Annotated in this window: 17 protein-coding genes; 8 read left to right on the forward strand and 9 right to left on the reverse strand. The window is 72.3% G+C overall.

All coding sequences use genetic code 11. The features are described 5' to 3' along the window. Window positions 1-16: 16 nt before the first annotated feature. On the reverse strand, window positions 17-514 hold the full coding sequence (locus E0F75_RS27060) for a hypothetical protein (RefSeq protein WP_229313522.1): 498 nt from the start codon (window positions 512-514) through the stop codon (window positions 17-19). A gap of 5 nt (window positions 515-519) precedes the next feature. Further along, the gene (locus E0F75_RS27065) at window positions 520-972 is read right to left on the reverse strand and encodes an ATP-binding protein (RefSeq protein ID WP_229313524.1); all 453 of its coding nucleotides are present in this window, start codon (window positions 970-972) and stop codon (window positions 520-522) included. Window positions 973-1,221: 249 nt separating this feature from the next. Between E0F75_RS27065 and E0F75_RS27070 the strand changes: the two genes are divergently transcribed. The 3 genes from E0F75_RS27070 (at window position 1,222) to E0F75_RS27080 (ending at window position 3,227) form a co-directional block, all read left to right on the forward strand. Next, window positions 1,222-2,097 carry a helix-turn-helix transcriptional regulator gene (locus E0F75_RS27070; protein WP_229313526.1) on the forward strand — a complete coding sequence of 292 codons (876 nt, stop codon included), beginning with the start codon at window positions 1,222-1,224 and terminating at the stop codon, window positions 2,095-2,097. After that, window positions 2,098-2,334 carry a DUF397 domain-containing protein gene (locus E0F75_RS27075; protein ID WP_015037566.1) on the forward strand — a complete coding sequence of 79 codons (237 nt, stop codon included), beginning with the start codon at window positions 2,098-2,100 and terminating at the stop codon, window positions 2,332-2,334. A 74-nt stretch (window positions 2,335-2,408) separates the two neighbouring features. Then, on the forward strand, window positions 2,409-3,227 hold the full coding sequence (locus E0F75_RS27080) for an SAM-dependent methyltransferase (protein ID WP_055601332.1): 819 nt from the start codon (window positions 2,409-2,411) through the stop codon (window positions 3,225-3,227). Window positions 3,228-3,318: 91 nt separating this feature from the next. On the opposite strand, the gene E0F75_RS27085 is transcribed toward E0F75_RS27080, so the two are convergent. Both E0F75_RS27085 and E0F75_RS27090 read right to left on the reverse strand, forming a co-directional pair. Next, window positions 3,319-5,205, reverse strand: coding sequence for a M64 family metallopeptidase (locus E0F75_RS27085; protein WP_229313528.1), 1,887 nt, complete (start codon window positions 5,203-5,205; stop codon window positions 3,319-3,321). 91 nt (window positions 5,206-5,296) lie between these two features. Further along, entirely contained in the window at window positions 5,297-6,640 is a 1,344-nt protein-coding gene (locus E0F75_RS27090) for a 6-phospho-beta-glucosidase (RefSeq protein ID WP_229313530.1), read from the reverse strand. A gap of 197 nt (window positions 6,641-6,837) precedes the next feature. Here E0F75_RS27090 and E0F75_RS27095 point away from each other — a divergent pair, with 197 nt between their 5' ends. Next, entirely contained in the window at window positions 6,838-7,287 is a 450-nt protein-coding gene (locus tag E0F75_RS27095) for a YchJ family protein (RefSeq protein WP_229313531.1), read from the forward strand. Between the two features lie 117 nt (window positions 7,288-7,404). Here the strand turns inward: E0F75_RS27095 and E0F75_RS27100 are convergent, their stop codons facing one another. The 3 genes from E0F75_RS27100 to E0F75_RS27110 all read right to left on the reverse strand — a co-directional run bounded on the left by E0F75_RS27100 (window position 7,405) and on the right by E0F75_RS27110 (window position 11,272). Then, window positions 7,405-9,519: an MDR family MFS transporter gene (locus E0F75_RS27100; RefSeq protein ID WP_229313533.1), complete on the reverse strand. Its 2,115-nt coding sequence runs from the start codon at window positions 9,517-9,519 to the stop codon at window positions 7,405-7,407. An 87-nt stretch (window positions 9,520-9,606) separates the two neighbouring features. Beyond that, window positions 9,607-9,858 carry a hypothetical protein gene (locus E0F75_RS27105; protein ID WP_015037573.1) on the reverse strand — a complete coding sequence of 84 codons (252 nt, stop codon included), beginning with the start codon at window positions 9,856-9,858 and terminating at the stop codon, window positions 9,607-9,609. Between the two features lie 355 nt (window positions 9,859-10,213). After that, window positions 10,214-11,272, reverse strand: a complete 1,059-nt coding sequence (locus E0F75_RS27110) for an ATP-dependent DNA ligase (RefSeq protein ID WP_229313535.1) — start codon at window positions 11,270-11,272, stop codon at window positions 10,214-10,216. 53 nt (window positions 11,273-11,325) lie between these two features. Here E0F75_RS27110 and ligD point away from each other — a divergent pair, with 53 nt between their 5' ends. Next, the gene (ligD, locus tag E0F75_RS27115) at window positions 11,326-12,438 is read left to right on the forward strand and encodes a non-homologous end-joining DNA ligase (protein WP_229313537.1); all 1,113 of its coding nucleotides are present in this window, start codon (window positions 11,326-11,328) and stop codon (window positions 12,436-12,438) included. Window positions 12,439-12,592: 154 nt separating this feature from the next. Beyond that, complete coding sequence (locus E0F75_RS27120) at window positions 12,593-13,480, forward strand: alpha/beta hydrolase (protein ID WP_229313539.1); 888 nt, start codon at window positions 12,593-12,595, stop codon at window positions 13,478-13,480. Between the two features lie 52 nt (window positions 13,481-13,532). Here E0F75_RS27120 and E0F75_RS27125 read toward each other — a convergent pair whose 3' ends face one another. Together E0F75_RS27125 and E0F75_RS27130 are read right to left on the reverse strand one after the other, a co-directional pair. Then, window positions 13,533-14,186, reverse strand: coding sequence for a TetR/AcrR family transcriptional regulator (locus E0F75_RS27125; protein WP_229313541.1), 654 nt, complete (start codon window positions 14,184-14,186; stop codon window positions 13,533-13,535). 142 nt (window positions 14,187-14,328) lie between these two features. Beyond that, window positions 14,329-15,123, reverse strand: a complete 795-nt coding sequence (locus E0F75_RS27130; RefSeq protein WP_229313543.1) for an IclR family transcriptional regulator — start codon at window positions 15,121-15,123, stop codon at window positions 14,329-14,331. Between the two features lie 200 nt (window positions 15,124-15,323). On the opposite strand from E0F75_RS27130, the gene E0F75_RS27135 reads away from it, so the two are divergent. Both E0F75_RS27135 and E0F75_RS27140 read left to right on the forward strand, forming a co-directional pair. Continuing rightward, entirely contained in the window at window positions 15,324-15,461 is a 138-nt protein-coding gene (locus tag E0F75_RS27135; RefSeq protein WP_229313545.1) for a putative leader peptide, read from the forward strand. A gap of 448 nt (window positions 15,462-15,909) precedes the next feature. Next, window positions 15,910-16,935 carry an ABC transporter substrate-binding protein gene (locus tag E0F75_RS27140; protein ID WP_229313547.1) on the forward strand — a complete coding sequence of 342 codons (1,026 nt, stop codon included), beginning with the start codon at window positions 15,910-15,912 and terminating at the stop codon, window positions 16,933-16,935. Window positions 16,936-16,943 lie beyond the last annotated feature (8 nt).

Below are 16,943 nucleotides of genomic sequence, written 5' to 3' on the forward strand. Positions count from 1 at the left end.
GGTACGGCCCTGCGGGTCAGCGTGCGCTGCTCACCGGCGGTCCCGTCCAGGACGGCGCGATGCCCGTCAGCTGGCAGACGAGCAGGTAGAGGGGGATCGGCGGCGTGTAGGGGGAGGTGCCGTCGGGGTGGTGGATGAGGCGAGGCCGGCGGTCCGGGATCTCGGCGCCACGCGCGTAGCAGGCGGGCAGGGGCCAGGTGACGTCCTGGTCGGAGCCGGCCGGGACCAGCCACCACCACCAGTCGGAATCGGCGTAGACGCAGCCCTTGGCGGGGAGGCGGGAGAGGATCTTGAAGCCGAAGCGGGCGGGGACGCCGACGGCGTCGCAGCCGAGTCCGGTGTGCAGCCCGACGGGGACGGCGAGGCGGATGGCGCCCAGTTCGCGGGGGTGGGCGGAGCCGGTGGCGCCCGGGGTGCCGGGGCGGAGTTCGGCGGAGCGGCGGGGTTCCGGTACGCGTTCGCCGGAGGGGGACCTGCGGGTCCCGGGGAGCAGCGGGATCATGCGGGTGGCCATCGACCTCAGCACGTTTCCCCCATGCCGTGGGCCAGTTCCGCCCAGACGACCTGGGCCGTTCCGTGTCCGGTGCGGTCGGCGCCCCAGGCGGTGCACAGCGCGTCGACGATGAGGAGTCCGCGGCCGCGTTCGTCCTCGCCGCAGTCGCGTATCCGAGGGTCCGCCGGGCCGCCCTCGTCGCGCACGGCTATCCGTAGCGTGTCCTCGCCCTCGCGCAGCTCGCATATGAACCGGTCGCTGGCGGTGTGCACCACGGCGTTGGTGACGAGTTCGGAGACGACCAGGGCCACCGTGTCGCGGATGTCGGGGCCGCAGCCCCAGAGGATGAGGCGTTCCTCCGCGAGCCGGCGGGCGCGTGCGACCGACGACGTGAGGGCGGGGAGCTCGTAGGCGAAGCGGCGGACGCCATCGGTATCGGTCTGGGGCTGCGGGCGCTGGGCCATGACTCGGGGACTCATGAGACCTGAAGGCTGCGCGTTACCAGAAGCCACGACCGGTTCCTCACAACAAGGGGCAGGAGTGCCGTACGGCGCTGTCGCCGTGGCGCGGTGGCGCACGGCGGCAGCGTGTACTGGTTCACACCGGAACACTGTCCTCCTGAGTCGGACACTTGGCAAGTGGCACTCTGAAAATTCCAGAGTGCTGTGTTCTCTCTGGCCCGGCTTCGTGGCACACTCGTCGAAACAGTGCGTCGGGGAGGTCTGAGAGTGAGCGAGCCGCGGTCCGCCCCCACGGTGGGACAGGTCGTTCTCGGCAGGCGCCTGCAGGATCTGCGGGAGCGGGCCGGCCTGAAGAGGGAAGAGGCCGCGAAGATCCTCCGGGTGGCCCCGGCCACCGTCCGGCGGATGGAGACCGCCGAAGTCGCACTGAAGATTCCGTACGTGCAGCTCCTCCTGAGGGAGTACGGGATCACGGACTCCGAGGCCGAGGGGTTCATCGCCCTCGCGGAGGAGGCCAACCTCCCCGGCTGGTGGCAGCGGTTCCACGACGTGCTGCCCGGCTGGTTCTCCATGTACGTCAGCCTGGAGGGGGCGGCCAGCCTCATCCGGGCCTACGAGCCCCAGTTCGTCCCCGGTCTGCTCCAGACCGAGGACTACGCCCGCGCCATTCTGCGCAGCGGGGCGGTCGGTGGCGGCAGCGATGCCGGCAAGGACGAGGACGCCGAGCGGCATGTAGCCCTACGGATGGAGCGGCAGTCCCTGCTGACCAGGGAGGACGCCCCGAAGTTCTGGGTGATCATGGACGAGACGGTGTTCCGCCGACCGGTCGGCGCCGGGCCCGAAGTGATGCGCGACCAGCTCGACCGGCTGCTCGAAGCGTCGGAGCTGCCGAACGTCACCCTGCAGATCGCGGAGTTCGCGTCCGGCCACCACCCCGGCACCTACGGACCGTTCGTCCTCTTCCGCTTCGCCATGCCCGAACTGCCGGACATGGTCTACAGCGAGTACCTGACCGGCGCCGTCTATCTCGACGCGCGCCCCGAGGTGGCATCCCACCTGGAGGTCATGGACCGCATGGCGGCTCAGGCCGCGACTGCACAACGCACGAAGGAGATTCTCCGGGATCTCCGCAAGGAGCTGTGAATGGATCGCATATACAACGGCATGCCCGCCGCTGAGCTCGGTGCCGAGGGTTGGCACAAGCCGTGGAGCGGCGGGAACGGGGGCAACTGCGTGGAGGCCATGAAGCTGGCCGACGGCAGAGTCGCCGTGCGACAGTCCGCAGACCCTGAAGGACCGGCGCTCATCTACACCCACGGAGAGATCGCGGCTTTCATCCAGGGGGCCAAATCCGGTCAGGCTGACTTTCTGCTCACCTGACCCCTTCCGTCCCACCCCCACCGTCACGTAACTCTTGTTGTAGTGCCACTCGTTCATCCCGACCAGGAGCGCCGATGACCCAGGACCCCGCATCCCCGCGGAGTGAGATACGGATCGACACGAGCACGCCGCATCCGGCGCGTATGTACGACTGGTTCCTGGGCGGCAAGGACAACTACCCGGTCGACGAGGCGATGGCACGCCAGCTGCTCACCGTCGACGCCCGCGGCCGGGACATGGCCCGCGTCAACCGGGCCTTCATGCACCGCGCCATCCGCTGGCTCAGCGCCCACGGCGTCCGCCAGTACCTGGACATCGGTACGGGCATCCCGACCGAGCCCAACCTGCACCAGATCGCGCAGGAGGCCGCGCCGGAGTCCCGGATCGTCTACTGCGACAACGACCCGATCGTGCTCGCGCACGCGGCCGCCCTGCTGCGCTCGACCCCGGAAGGGGCCACCGAGTACATCCAGGCGGACGCCCGCGAACCCGAGATCATCCTCGAAAGGGCCGGAAAGGTCCTTGACTTCGATCAGCCCATCGCGCTGTCGATGCTCGCCCTGCTGCACTTCGTGGGGGACGAGGACAACGCGTACGACCTGGTCCGCAAGCTCGTGGACCAGCTCGCGCCGGGCAGCTACCTGGTCCTCTCCCATGTCACCGGGGACTTCAACCCCGTGGGCGCGGCGGAGGCGGTCGCGATGTACAAGGCGCGCGGGCTGACCCTGCGGCCGCGGTCGCGGGACGAGCTCGCCGCGTTCTTCGACGGCCTCGAGTTCGTCGAGCCCGGGGTCTCGCTCACCGCCGAATGGCACCCGGAGCTGGGCGAGCCGGTCCCGGTGCCGGGCGACGAGCCCATCCCGGGGTGGGCCGCGGTGGCCCGCAAGCCCTGACCCCGTCCGTACGGGAGGAGGCCCCGCCGGCATGCCGGCGGGGCCTCCTCCCGTTGCGGGTCTCTTCTCTGCGGGTCTCTTCCGGCGTGCGCTACGGCTCCACCAGCGTCACCAGGAATTCGCCGGTCCCGCCGATGTTGCCGGCCGCGTCGATCGTGCGGTACTCGATCCTGTGGGTGCCGTAGTCGGGGGTCGCGTCGTCCCACGGCACCGCACGGCTCCGGCCCAGCTTCCCGTACACGAGGTCGTCGATCACCGTGCCGCCCGGCGAGAAGCGGAACGGCGCGGCCGCGTCCGTCGGCCAGCCGTAGTACGTGTACCAGCCGTCGCCGTCGACCCGGAACTGGCTCACCACCGCGCCCTCCTGGTCGTCCCGTGCGGTCAGCCGCATCGTGAACGGCCCGTCGTACACGTACTCGACGGGCCGGCCGTGCCGCCCCACCGTGCGCAGCGGTTCCGAGAGTTCGTACGAGGCCTTCGCCGGGCGGGCGTCCACGGTCCAGCTCAACTCCTCCTCCGTACCCGCGATGCGGGCCGTCAGCGTGTGGGTGCCCGTGGTCATCCGGAGCGAACGAAGGTCCAGGTCCCGGTCGTTCGGGCCGGTCGCGACGGGGCGGCCGTCAAGACGCCAGCGCACGGCCGGGGTCCGGTCCACCGCGTGGGTGGTGTCGGCGTGGACGACCGACCGGGCGCCGACGGGCGCTCCGAGGGGAGTGTGGCCGGTGAACGCGGCCGCGATCCCGTCGCGCACGGTGGTGAGGGCCGGGTCCACCGTCCATTCGACGGTCCGGGTGAGCGCCGCCGAGGCACGGACCGCCGGGTCGCGGACGAAGGGCGTCGGGTCGGTGACGGTCGCCGTGAGGGTGTGCGTCCCGGGGGAGAGACGCAGGGTGCGCAGGTCGACGGTGCGCGCGCCGCGGGTGGGCAGCGTCCGCCCGTCCAGGCGCCAGGTCACGGCGAGCGCGCCGCCCACCGGGTGCAGGGTGTCGACCCACACCGTCCGGTCGGCCCCGACGGGGGCGGTGTTCGGCGTGTGGTCCTGGATCAGGTTCACCTTGGCGGAGATCGCCCGGACCATCACCTCGCGCTCCACCTGGTCGAAGGCGTAGCCGAGGGTCTTCATCAGGGAGTGACGGCTCGGGCGCCAGACGCCCTTCGTGCTGTACATGCCGCCCTCGTGGCGGCCGATGACGCCACCCGACTCGCTCTCCTCGCCGAGCCAGCGCCACCATTTGGCCCGCTGCCCCAGCATCTGACGTTCGGTCAGGAGTGTGTGGTGGATGGAGGAGGGCTCCGGGCCGGAGTACGTCTCGCCCGGCACTCCGCGCCCGTAGTAGTCGTACTCGTCCTGGAGGCCGCCGAGCGAATGGCCTATCTCGTGCGGGGTGATGAGGGACGAGAGCGCGTTGCCGCCGGACGCGGTGGCGTAACTGCCGCCCGCGCCGCCGTAGGTGGAGCTGTGGGCGAGGGCGACGATCTGCCGGTTGGCGCGGCTCGTGCCCGGGACGAGATCGGCGAGCGCGGCGGCCTTCCGGCTGTCGACGGTCAGCAGCCGCTGCACGCTGTTCGGATTGCAGCCGCCCCAGAACCCCATGTCGAGCGCCGTGTCGCGGGCCGGGGCGTCCAGGCCCGGGTCGCAGTCCACACCCGACTCGGCCGAAGGTGCCTCCACCGCCCAGACGTTGATGTACGAGCGGTAGGAGGCGAAGGGCTCGATGCTCCACAAGGTGTTCAGATGCCGGTCGAGGTCCGCGCGGAACGCCGGCATCTCCGCCGCGGTGTAGCCGTCGCCCATGAACACCAGGTTGAAGCGCCGGTCCGCGGGCCCGGTGGTCTGTACGGGGACGACGGCCGGACCGTCACCGGGCGTCGGCGTCTCGGCCGCCGCCGGTATGGTTCCCACCAGACCGGCGGCCAGCAGGCAGACCGCGACGACGCGGGCCACCTCTCGTCGAACTCCCGTGCGCTGTGAGGTCATGGGGCGCGAGCCTAGGCCGCGCCCCCGCTCGCGTAAAGTTGTTCGTCGGCCGTATGCCTTCCCGACGGTTTCACCGGTGCCGGCCGCCGCCTCAGTGCCGTAGGTACGCCAGCCCCGCGTGCTCCGCCGTGTAGCCCTCCACCAGGCGGCGGGCCACCGTCACCGAGTCGACCAGCGGATGAAGGGCGAAGGCCTTGACGGCGGCCGCCCGAGAACCGCTCTCCGCCGCCGCGAGGACCTCCCGCTCCACCGCCTTCACGGCCGTCACCAGGCCGACCGCGTGGTACGGCAGCGGGGACACCGCCACCGGGTGGGCGCCGTTCGCGTCCACGAAGCACGGGACCTCGATCACCGCGTCCGCGTCGAGCGCGGCGAGGGTCGTGCCGTTGCGGACGTTGAGGATCAGCGTGGCCCGCTCGCCCCGTGCGATGGCCCGCATGAGAGCCAGCGCCACCTTCTCGTAGCCGCCCGACTCCAGGTCCTCCTCGTCGCGCTCCCCGATCCCGGCCGCCTCCCGGTTGGCCGCCATGTAGGTGGCCTCCCGGTCGGCGAGCGTACGGTGCCAGGCGGCGAGGGCCGGGGTGTCGGTCTTCCCCATCTCCTGGTAGAAGGCGCCCTGTTGGTCACGCAGATACGCGCCGCGCGTCCGCTCGGCCGACCGGTAGGCCCGCACGGCCTCCCGGTTGAAGTAGTAGTAGTGCAGGTACTCGTTGGGGATCGCGCCCAGGGAGCGCAGCCACTCCGGGCCGAAGAGCCTGCCCTCCTCAAAGGAGCCGAGCGCCTCCTCGTCGGCGAGCAGCCGCGGCAGTTCGTCCCGGCCGTCGATCCGCAGCCCCCGCAGCCAGCCCAGGTGGTTGAGGCCCACGTAGTCGATCCAGGCCTTGTCCGGATCGGCGCCCAGGATGCGGGCGACCCGGCGGCCAAGACCGACGGGGGAGTCGCAGATGCCGACGACCCGGTCGCCGAGGATCCGGGACATCGCCTCCGTGACGAGGCCCGCCGGGTTGGTGAAGTTGATGACCCAGGCGTCCGGGGCGAGTTCGGCGATCCTGCGCGCGATGTGCACCGCGACGGGCACGGTCCGCAGCCCGTAGGCGATGCCGCCGGCGCCCACCGTCTCCTGGCCGAGCACCCCCTCGGCGAGCGCGATCCGTTCGTCCGCGGCCCTGCCCTCGAGACCGCCGACCCGGATCGCGGAGAACACGAAGTCGGCCCCGCGCAGCGCCTCGTCCAGATCCGTCGTCGCCGTGACACCGGGCGCGTCCGGCACCCCCTCGCCCTGCTCCGCCAGGACCCTGGCGATGGCCGAGAGCCGCCCCTCGTCGAGGTCGTACAGGGTGACATGGGTGACCCGCCCCTCGGCGTGGTCGCCGAGGAGAGCGCCGTACACCAGCGGCACCCGGAACCCGCCGCCTCCGAGAATCGTCAGTTTCATGCTCGTACGCTACTCGGACGCACCCCCTGAGCAGCGGGATCCCGCCCCGGCGTCCACCCGGCCGTCCACATGCCGGGCGCCCGCCGCGCCGCTCGCTCTCGTGCCCGTCCCGCCGCTCCCTCCCCGGGTGTCCGTCCCGCCGCCTCCTCCCGGGCGGGCGCTCCGGCACCGCGCACCCGGTGGGGGACAATGGCGGCATGTCCCGACGCAAGACCCGCCCCCGTACGTCCCCGGCCCGCCCGGCCGCGCCCGCCGTGACCCCGGAGTCACCGTGCCCGTGCGGGCTCGACGCCTCGTACGGCGTGTGCTGCGGCCGGTTCCACACGGGGACGGGCGGCAGCGCGCCCACCGCCGAACTGCTCATGCGCTCCCGCTACAGCGCCTTCGTCGTCCGCGACGAGGCCTATCTGCTGCGCAGCTGGGCGCCGGAGACCCGGCCCGCCGAGGTCGACTTCGACCCGGGGATGCGCTGGACCGGCCTGGAGATCGAGTCGGCCACCGACGGCACCGCCTTCCACCAGCACGGCACCGTCACCTTCACCGCGCGCTACGTCCACGGCGGCGAGCCCGGCGCCCTGCACGAGCGGAGCCGCTTCGCCCGCCACGAGGGCGCCTGGGTGTACGTGGACGGCGACGTCGGCGAGTAGCGAGTAGCGAGTAACGAGTAACGATTCCCGAGCGGAGCGGGGAGCCGGCAGGCGGCGGGGGGCCGGTCCCGGCCCTGACCCGGCCCGATCCCGGCCCCGGCCCCGTCCGGTCCCGGGTCAGACGGCGGTGGTCCGGCTCAGGGCGCGATCCCCGTCGCTGTCGAGCGACCGGTCGGGGAGGCCGTTCGCGAGGTCCTCGGCGACGACCTTCTTGGCGATGGCGTCCGTCGCCACCCGCAGTTCGGGTCCGCTGGGCCGACCGCTCTCCTGCTCGACGCGGTCGGACAGCCAGTCGCCCCACGCGTGCGTGATGACGTCCGCCTCGCGCTTGCCGGCCGGCGTGTGGGAGAGCAGATGGCCGTCGCGGGTCAGGAATCCCTCGTCGACCATCCGGTCGAAGACCGGCAGCAGCACCTCGGGCGGGACCCGCCGCCCCGCCGAGATCAGTCCCAGGCTCGCGTGGCCGACCGTCCGCGTGTAGAGCTCGACCTGCATCACCGCCCATGCCCCTGCCGTGTCGAGCCGTGTGTCGGAGGCGTCGAGGATCCGCCGTGCGGTGGCGAGGTCGATCCGGCGCATGATCCGCCCCACGGCGAGTTCCAGGTGCTGCGCGGAGTCGCCCGACGAGGTCGGCGCGGAGAAGCCCTCGCCCATGTCGGGTGCGGCGGCGCGCGCCGAGTCGCGGAGCGTCACCTGCTTGAGGAAGAGCGCGACGACGAAGCCGACGGCGGCGACCGGCACCGTCCAGAGGAAGACGGTGTGGAGGGTGTCGGCGTAGGCGTTGACGATGGGTTCCGCCACCTGTTCCGGCAGGCCGTGCACGCCGTCCGGGCTCTGTGCCGCCTGCGCGACCCCCGACGGGTCGAGGCCCTGGCTCCCGGCGACGGCCGCGGCCTCCGCGACCCCGGCCCGGAGGTTGGGGGTGAGGGAGTTGACGTAGATCGTGCCGAAGACGGCGGTGCCGAAGGAGCTGCCGAGCGTGCGGAAGAAGGTGACGCCTGAGGTGGCGGTGCCGAGGTCGGCGTAGTCCACGGTGTTCTGCACGGCGATGGTGAGGACCTGCATGCACAGGCCGATGCCGACGCCGAGCACGAACATGTACAGCGACGCGAGCCAGGTGCTGGTCCCCGGTTCCATCAGCGACAGGAGATAGAGCCCGATGCCCATCACCAGACAGCCGACGATCGGGAAGATCCGGTAGTGGCCCGTCTTGCTGACCACGTTGCCGCTGAAGATGGAGGCGATGAGCAGGCCGACCACCATGGGGAGGGTGCGGATGCCGGAGACGGTCGCCGAGTCCCCGTCGACGTACTGGAGGTATGTCGGCAGGAACGTCATCGCGCCGAGCATGGCGAAGCCGACGACGAAGCTGAGCACGGAGCAGACGGTGAAGACGGGATTGCCGAACAGCCGCATGGGCAGCATGGGTTCCGCCGCGCGGGTCTCCACCCAGCAGAACAGCCCGAGCGCGATGACACCGCCGACGAAGAGCCCGATGATGACGGGGGACGTCCAGGCGTACTCGTTGCCGCCCCAACTGGTCGCCAGGATCAGGGCGCTGGCTCCGACGGCGACCAGCGCGATGCCGGCGTAGTCGATGATCGGCTTGCTCGCCGAGCGTACGGAGGGGATCGTGCGGGCGGCGGCGATGACGACCAGGATCGCGATGGGCACGTTGACGTAGAAGGCCCAGCGCCAGGTGAGGTGGTCGGTGAACAGACCGCCGAGCAGCGGGCCGATGACGGTGGAGACCCCGAACACGGCCCCGATCGCGCCCTGGTACTTGCCGCGTTCGCGCAGCGGGATCACATCGGCGATGAGCGCCATCGAGGTGACCATCAGGCCGCCCGCGCCGATGCCCTGGAGGCCGCGCCAGACGATCAGCAGCGTCATGTTGGTGGCGAGTCCGCAGAGGAACGAGCCCGTGATGAAGACGATCGCCGAGATCTGGAAGATCACCTTGCGGCCGAAGAGATCGCCGAACTTGCCGACGAGGACGGTCGCGACCGTCTCGGCGAGAAGGTACGCGGTGACCACCCACGACATGTGGGCGGCGCCGCCGAGGTCCGAGACGATCGTGGGCAGGGCGGTGCCGACGATCGTCTGGTCGAGCGCGGCGAGGAGGACACCCAGCATGATCGTGCCGAAGACGATGTTGCGGCGGCGGCGGTCGAGCACGGGTGGCTCGGTGGCGGCCGAGGGCGCGGGCGCTGCGTCGCTGGTCGTGGTCACTCTCGCAGCGTCACATCGGCCCCGACCGGGTGCATGCGGGGGACGGCCGAACGGGCGGACCGGCGGGGAGCGGTCCGGCCGGACCCGTCAGGGCGTGACCGGCAGCTTCGGGTGGTGCTTGGCGAGGATCTTGTTGGCCCGGGCGAGCGCGGCGAGGGCGTGCTCCCGGTCCGCCCGGTCCTCCGCGCAGAGCGGTCCCCGGAAGCGGTACACCTCGCGCGCCGCGCAGTCCGCGTCGATCTCGGCCTGGAGGACGTGCAGCGGCAGGCAGGAGCCGATCAGCGCGGCCACGCGGTCGGGGATCGGGACGGGTACGAGGCGCGAGGGTGAGGTGATCACGGGTCAGTCCTAGTGGGTCCGGGAAGCGTGCGGAAGGGTCTGCTCTCCATACGTACCGGATCGCCGTACGGGTTCCGGCACGGCGATGTCGCGGTGGGGCAACGACGCGACGGCGCTCCGGAGGGGCGCGCGGGGGCCCGGGCGGGCGAGCGGGTACGGCCGCCGGGCGCGGCCGGGGACGTTCTCGCAGGTACGGGGCCGGGTGGCCGGCGCGGGATTGTTCACCGTCTCTGCGTATCGTCCGTACGTACGACGAACGCATGCGCGACGGGGGGATGTTGGGGGCGACGGGACGCCCGCCGAATGTGAAGCATCTCACTCGGCGGATCGGCGTCCTCCGGACAGTGTCCGGACGCTATGTCAGGATCTCGGACAGGTCGTACGAGACGGGCTCGTCCAGCTGTCCGTACCCGCAGGACTCCGGCGTCCGGTCCGGGCGCCACCGCTTGAACTGCGCCGTGTGCCGGAAGCGGTCGCCCTCCATGTGGTCGTAGCCGACCTCGCAGACCCGCTCGGGCCGCAGCGCCACCCATGACAGGTCCTTCTTCCCCGACCAGCGGCTCGGCGCGCCCGGCAGCCGAGCCCCCGCGTGTGCCGCCTCCTCCGCCCAGGCGGCCCAGGGGTGTCCGTCCGGCGGATCCATCCGAAGCGGTTCGAGCTCATCGATCAGCTCGGCCCGCCGCTGCGCGGTGAACGCCGCGCACACGCCGACGTGCTGGAGGGCGCCCTTGTCGTCGTACAGACCGAGCAACAGCGAGCCGACCACCGGCCCGCTCTTGTGGAAGCGGTAGCCGGCCACCACGACATCCGCCGTCCGTTCGTGCTTGATCTTGTACATGAGGCGGGCGTCCGGCCGGTACGGCAGGTCGAGCGGCTTGGCGATCACCCCGTCGAGGCCCGCGCCCTCGTACTGCTCGAACCACTGGGCGGCGAGTTCGGCGTCCCGCGTGGCCGGCGCCAGATGCACCGGCGCGTCCACGCCGGCGAGCATCCCCTCCAGGGCCTCGCGGCGCTCGCTCAGCGGAGTGTCGAGCAGCGACTCGTCCCCGAGTGCGAGCAGGTCGAAGGCGACGAACAGCGCCGGGGTCGTCTCGGCCAGCATGCGGACCCGGGAGTCGGCCGGGTGGATCCGCTCGCTGAGCCGGTCGAAGTCGAGGTGGCCGCCGTGCTCGATGACGATCTCGCCGTCGACCACGCAGCGCTCCGGCAGCCGGGCCGCGAGGGCCTCGACCAGCTCGGGGAAGTAGCGGGTGAGCGGCTTGCCGGTGCGGCTGCCGATGACGAGTTCCGGCCCGTCGCGGTGCACGATCGCGCGGAAGCCGTCCCACTTCGCCTCGTACTGCATCCCGGGCGGGATCCGCTTCACCGACTTGGCGAGCATCGGTTTCACGGGCGGCATCACCGGAAGATCCATGAGGGCGATTGTCCGGTATGCGCGACTTGTCGGCGAGCCCTAGGCTGACCGGCATGGCAGGCAAGGCGGCAGCGGTGGAACTGGAAGTCGGCGACCGGACCGTACGCGTGTCCAATCCGGACAAGGTGTACTTCCCCGAACCCGGCTACACCAAGCTCGACATGGTCAGCTACTACCTGGCCGTCGGCGAGGGCATCACCCGCGCCCTGCGCAACCGCCCCACCACCCTGGAGCGCTACCCCGACGGGGTGACCGGAGAGTCGTTCTTCCAGAAGCGCGCCCCGAAGTACCTCCCCGACTGGATTCCGACCGCCCACATCACCTTCCCCAGCGGTCGCTCGGCCGACGAGATGTGCCCCACCGAACCGGCGGCCGTGCTCTGGGCCGCCAACCTCGGCGCCGTCACCTTCCACCCCTGGCCGGTACGCCGGGACGACACCGACCACCCCGACGAACTCCGCATCGACCTCGACCCGCAGCCCGGCACGGACTACGCGGACGCCGTCCGCGCCGCCCACGAACTGCGCGCCGTCCTCGACGAGCACGGACTGCGCGGCTGGCCGAAGACCTCCGGCGGACGCGGCATCCACGTCTTCGTCCCGATCCTGCCGAACTGGACGTTCACGCAGGTCAGGCGGGCGGCCATCGCCTGTGGGCGGGAGCTGGAGCGCCGTATGCCGGAGGAGGTCACCATCAAGTGGTGGAAGGAGGAGCGCGGCGAGCGGATCTTCGTCGACTACAACCAGACCGCCCGGGACCGCACGATCGCCTCCGCCTACTCCGTACGCCCGCGACCGCACGCGCCTGTGTCGGCGCCGCTGCGGTGGGAGGAGGTCGACGACGCCGTGCCGCAGGACTTCGACATCAGGACGATGCCGGTCCGGTACGCCGAAGTGGGCGATGTCCACGCCGGCATGGACGACGAACGGTTCAGCCTGGAGTCCCTGCTCGAACTGGCCCGGCGGGACGAGGCGGAGCACGGCCTCGGTGATCTGCCGTACCCGCCGGAGTACCCGAAGATGCCGGGCGAACCGAAGCGCGTGCAGCCGAGCCGGGCGAAGAAGGAGCCGGAGGCGGAGGCGGAGAAGGGGCCGAGGAAGAAGGCGAAGAAGGAGGCGAAGAAGGAGGCGGGGGAGTCGAAGGAGTCCGAGGGCCCGGCGGGCTGAGGTGGTGGGGAGGGCGGGCCGGTGCCCCCGGGTGGGTACCGGCCCGCCCTCCTTTTCCACTCTAAAACAACACGAACGATCGTGCTAGCATTTTCCCATCGGCAGGATCATCAGCCGGCTGGAGAACCCGCAGGACGACCGAGGAGATCCCGGCATGTACCCGATGGCTCCGCTCATCCGCACCGCCCTGAACGTCACCGCCCGCGTCGCCCCCGGAGCGGCCGGCCGCTGGGCCTTCCACCTCTTCGTCCGCCCGCTCGGCCGGGCGCGGCCGAAACCCGAGGAACAGACGCTCTTCGCCGCCGCCCGCACCGGGCGCCTCCAGGTCCGCGGCAAGGAGGTCGTCACGTACGCCTGGGGCGACGGCCGCCGGCCCGTCCTGCTCGTGCACGGCTGGTCCTCGCGCGCCTCGCGGCTCACCGCCTTCGCCGAAGCTCTGCTGGAACGCGGCTACAGCCCCGTCGCCTTCGATGCGCCCGGCCACGGCGAATCCCCGGGGCGAGACAGCAACATCGTCGAATACCGGGAGGTCATCCGGCAGTTGCACGCGCGACACGGCGACTTCGACGCCGTCGTCGCCCACTCCTTCGGCGTCCTCGCCTCCCTCTTCGCCCTCCGGGACGGCGTCCGCACGGCCCGATTCGTCGGCATCGGCGGTGTCGGCTCCTTCGACCTGCTGATCAAGGGGTTCCAGGCCGGCCTGGGCGTGGACGACCGGGTCCTCCGGTGCATGCGGGATCACGTGGAGCGCCGGCTCGTGCCGGGTGAACCCGGCATCTGGGACCGCTTCGGAGCGGATCGCGACTCCGGTGAACTCGGCGCGCCCGTCCTGCTGTTCCACGACGACGGCGACGACATGGTGCCGCTCGTCCACTCCCGGCGGCTCGCGCGCGCCCACGGCGACCGGGCCCGGCTCGTCGTCACCCAGGGGCTCGGGCACCGGCGCATCCTGCGGGACCCGGGGGTCGTCGACGAGGCGGTGGAGTTCGTGACGGCTCCGGCGGGCGAACCCTCGGAGGGGGAGCGGGTGGCCGCGGGCTGAGAGGGGTTGCGGGGCGGTGCGACCGCGCCCCTTCCCTCTGCGTCTCGGCCGGCTACTCGGCGTCGAGGCCGTCCCGGCCCCTGTCCGTGGCCGAGGCGCGCAGCCGGGCGGTGATCCCCCGCTCGGCGCGGTCGTACGTCTGCGGGTCGCCGAGCAGGACGGACTGGGCGTTGGCCGCCTCCATGAGGGCGATCACCTCGAAGGCGAGCTGCTCCACATCCAGGTCCGCGGCGAAGTCGCCGACGGCCTGAGCCTCCGTCAACGACGTCTCCACGTAAGCGTTCCAGTCGCGGCGGGTCTGGGCGACGGCGTCGTGGACCGGGCCCGTGCGGGCGTCGAACTCGGCCGAGACCGCGTAGAAGAAGCAGCCGCCGGCGAAGACCCGGTCCGAGGAGTACGCGAGCCAGTTCCGGCACAGCTCGCGCACCCGCCGAGCGCCCGGCGGCACGTCCTTCAGGGGCGTGACGACGTTCTCGGCGAAGACGGCGGCCGCGGCCCTGATCGTGGAGAGCTGGAGCTCCTCCTTCGAGCCGAAGAGGGCGAAGACGCCGCTCTTGCTCAGCTGGAGCTCGGTGGCGATCCGGCCCAGGGAGAGGCCGTCGAGCCCTTCGACCGAGGCGATGTCCATGGTCCGGCCGAGGACGAGCCGCCGGGTCTGGTTCCCGCGCTCGACGCGCCCGTCCGTCTTGGTCCCGGTGTCGCTCATGCCCTCATCCTACTGAACGCACGACCGTGCGGAAACTTTGCCGCCCGCTGCCCGGCCCGCCGCCCGCCGCCCGCCGTCGGTGGTCCGCCGTCCGTAGCCGGTGGTCTGGGGCCTACCGCCGGTGGTCCGCCGTCCGTCCGGACTAGCCGGTCCGCTCGCCGGGGTCCCTTCGCTCCGCCGGGGCGAGCAGCAGCACCTCCAGGGCGCGGGCGCAGGCCCGGGCCTGCGCGAGGTACCAGTCGAGCCGGGCGTCGGTGATCAGCTCCGGTGTCGCCCGCACCGCGAGCGCGAAGCGCGCGTGCCCCGTCCGCTCCAGGACCGGCACGGCCACGGTCCGCACCCCGTGGGCCGACTCCCCGTCGTTGAGGGCGTACCCGGCCTCCCGTACGCGAGCCAACTCGGCGGCCAGCGCGGGAGGTTCGACGATGGTCCGCTCGGTGAACGCGTACAGCGGCGGCAGGGAGCGCGGGCCCGCCTCACCCGCCCGGGGCCACGCGAGGAGCACCTTGCCGAGCGCCGTCGAGTGCAGCGGTCGGCGCAGCCCCACCTTCGGCGTCACCGAGCCGCCCGCGACGATCACCACGTGCGGGCCGCTGCGCAGGGCCAAGTCAGCCGTGGCGCCGGTCCGTTCGGCGAGATCGGACAGCTCGGGCGCGGCCAGATGCAGCCCCCGCTGGTGGTACGAGAGCCGTCCCAGCTCCGTCATCGCCGGGCCGAGCCGGTAGCGGGCGGTCCGGGCGTCCTGCTCCAGGAATCCCGCGCCGAGCAGGGTCCGGGCGAGTCGGTGCGCCGTGGACGTGGAGAGTCCGAGCCGTCGCGCGAGGTCGGAGGCGCTCAGGTCGGGCCCGTTGTCGTGGAAACAGTGCAGTACATCCAGTGCGCGGCGGACCGCCTGGGCGCCCGCCGGGGGTCGGGCGATGCCGGCCTCGGTCGTCATAGGGTTCGCTCCCCGTGGGTGATCGGGCTCCCACGCTCCCACATGGCGGGAGCCGAATCAGGGCCCCGGCGAGGTCGGAAACACGCCGTTCATATGCAATCCCACATGGTGGGAGGCGAGTTGTCGGCGACAGAGCTTCCGTGGCAGGGTTCCGGCCAAGCCACCACAGCGGCACCGAGCCGGAGGGAGCAGGGCCAGTCATGAACGCACGACGTACCGATCGACGTACCGCACGGCGCACCGCGCGATGTGTGCGCACGGCCTCTCCCGCGCCGCTCGTCCTCACCCGGCGCCGCCACATCGACCTGGCGCGCGTCGCGGGGGCCGGCTGTCGCTGAGGCGGCGCGGGGCTGACGTCGTCGGCTGAACCCTTCCCCGGGAGCCTTCGCGCCGGGTGTGCCACGAGGACACGACGGGCGCGCCGACATCGTGCTCGGTGCGAGATTCGGTCCCATGCGGGTGTCCCGCCCCGGGCGAGAACCCGTCCCACGGCAGGGTCCGGTCCCACGGCAGGGTTCGATCCCACGTGAGCCTCGCTCGCCAGGTCTCGATTCCTCGCCAGCGCTCTCTTCCTCACCGGGAGTCACATCCGCCTGGAGCGCCGCCCGGCCCACCTCCCCGTCGCGTGCCCATCGGCCCGACCGGCCTTCCCCCTTCCCCCATCCCTCGTACCCCCGTACCCCCTTCATCCCTGCCCCGGCCGCCCCCGCCGTCGCTCGACGTTCCCTCGCGCCCGGTCGCCGCCCCCGCCCTCCGCCGTCCCACCTCACCCCGGGAAGTCCCTCCATGACGTCTGCCCGCGTGCCCGACACGCTCTGGTTCACCCGCTGCCCCGTGCCCACCGCCACCGGTGTCGCCGCCGATCGCGGCTGGTTGGAGCGGGAGTTCGCGCCCGACGGCATCGCCGTCCGCTCCCTCCAGGACGCCGAGCCCGGCGTCGACCGCGCCACCCACTTCACCCACGCGCTGCCCGGCCTCTTCCGTGAGGGCGGCAACGTGCCCGCGCTGTGGGCCCGTTCGCGCGGGGAGCGGACCCGGCTCGTCGGGCTCACCTGGATCGAGGAGCGTCAGGTGGTGCTCGTCGCTCCCGGTTCCCCGGTGCGGGGAGCCGCCGCCCTGCGCGGGCTGCGGCTCGCCCTGCCCCGGCACTCGGTCCCCATCGACTTCTGGCGGGCGATGGCCCTGCGCGGTTTCGAGGGCGCACTCGCCTCCGCCGGGTACGGGCTCGGCGACGCTCGTCTCGTCGACGTACCCGCCGACGGGCATTGGGGCCAGTGGGCCGCGGAGCTGGACGCCCTGCGCCGGGGCGAGGTGGACGCCGTCTACGTGAAGGGCGCCCTCGCCGTCGAGGCGGCCCGCCGCGCCGGGGCCGAGGTGGCCCTGGAGCTCGACGAGCTCCCCGACCCCGCGCACCGCGTCAACAACGGCACCCCCCGTCCCCTCACCGTGCACCAGGACCTCCTGGACGAGCACCCCGAGCTCGTCGCCCGCTTCCTCGCCGTCCTGCTCCGCGCCGCCGACTGGGCCGCCGACGAGCCGGACGAGGTCGCCCGGATCCTCGGCGCCGAGACCGGTGCGGGGGCCGAGGGGGTGGCCGGGGCCTACCGGCCCGGCACCCACCGCACCCTCCACGCGGACCTGTCCGACACCCGACTCGACCTGCTCGCCCGGCAGGAGGAGGCCCTGCGGGTCCACGGGTTCCTGCCCGAGGCCGTGGACGTACGCGCCTGGGCCGACCCGGAGCCGCTGCGACAGGCCCGCCGGCAGGCGGCCGTCGCCCCGGTGCGGACGTCGCCGCAGCCGATTCCGTAACCGGCCGC

Origin of the sequence: Streptomyces sp. CB02980 (genome assembly GCF_014451325.2) — a bacterium.
Lineage (GTDB): Bacteria > Actinomycetota > Actinomycetes > Streptomycetales > Streptomycetaceae > Streptomyces.

Coding starts and splice junctions, on each gene's coding strand:
- E0F75_RS27060 (WP_229313522.1), bottom strand. CDS start 514: ATGGCCACCCGCATGATCCCGCTGCTCCCCGGGACCCGCAGGTCCCCC.
- E0F75_RS27065 (WP_229313524.1), bottom strand. CDS start 972: ATGAGTCCCCGAGTCATGGCCCAGCGCCCGCAGCCCCAGACCGATACC.
- E0F75_RS27075 (WP_015037566.1), top strand. CDS start 2,098: ATGGATCGCATATACAACGGCATGCCCGCCGCTGAGCTCGGTGCCGAG.
- E0F75_RS27080 (WP_055601332.1), top strand. CDS start 2,409: ATGACCCAGGACCCCGCATCCCCGCGGAGTGAGATACGGATCGACACG.
- E0F75_RS27085 (WP_229313528.1), bottom strand. CDS start 5,205: ATGACCTCACAGCGCACGGGAGTTCGACGAGAGGTGGCCCGCGTCGTC.
- E0F75_RS27090 (WP_229313530.1), bottom strand. CDS start 6,640: ATGAAACTGACGATTCTCGGAGGCGGCGGGTTCCGGGTGCCGCTGGTG.
- E0F75_RS27095 (WP_229313531.1), top strand. CDS start 6,838: ATGTCCCGACGCAAGACCCGCCCCCGTACGTCCCCGGCCCGCCCGGCC.
- E0F75_RS27110 (WP_229313535.1), bottom strand. CDS start 11,272: ATGGATCTTCCGGTGATGCCGCCCGTGAAACCGATGCTCGCCAAGTCG.
- ligD (WP_229313537.1), top strand. CDS start 11,326: ATGGCAGGCAAGGCGGCAGCGGTGGAACTGGAAGTCGGCGACCGGACC.
- E0F75_RS27120 (WP_229313539.1), top strand. CDS start 12,593: ATGTACCCGATGGCTCCGCTCATCCGCACCGCCCTGAACGTCACCGCC.
- E0F75_RS27125 (WP_229313541.1), bottom strand. CDS start 14,186: ATGAGCGACACCGGGACCAAGACGGACGGGCGCGTCGAGCGCGGGAAC.
- E0F75_RS27130 (WP_229313543.1), bottom strand. CDS start 15,123: ATGACGACCGAGGCCGGCATCGCCCGACCCCCGGCGGGCGCCCAGGCG.
- E0F75_RS27135 (WP_229313545.1), top strand. CDS start 15,324: ATGAACGCACGACGTACCGATCGACGTACCGCACGGCGCACCGCGCGA.
- E0F75_RS27140 (WP_229313547.1), top strand. CDS start 15,910: ATGACGTCTGCCCGCGTGCCCGACACGCTCTGGTTCACCCGCTGCCCC.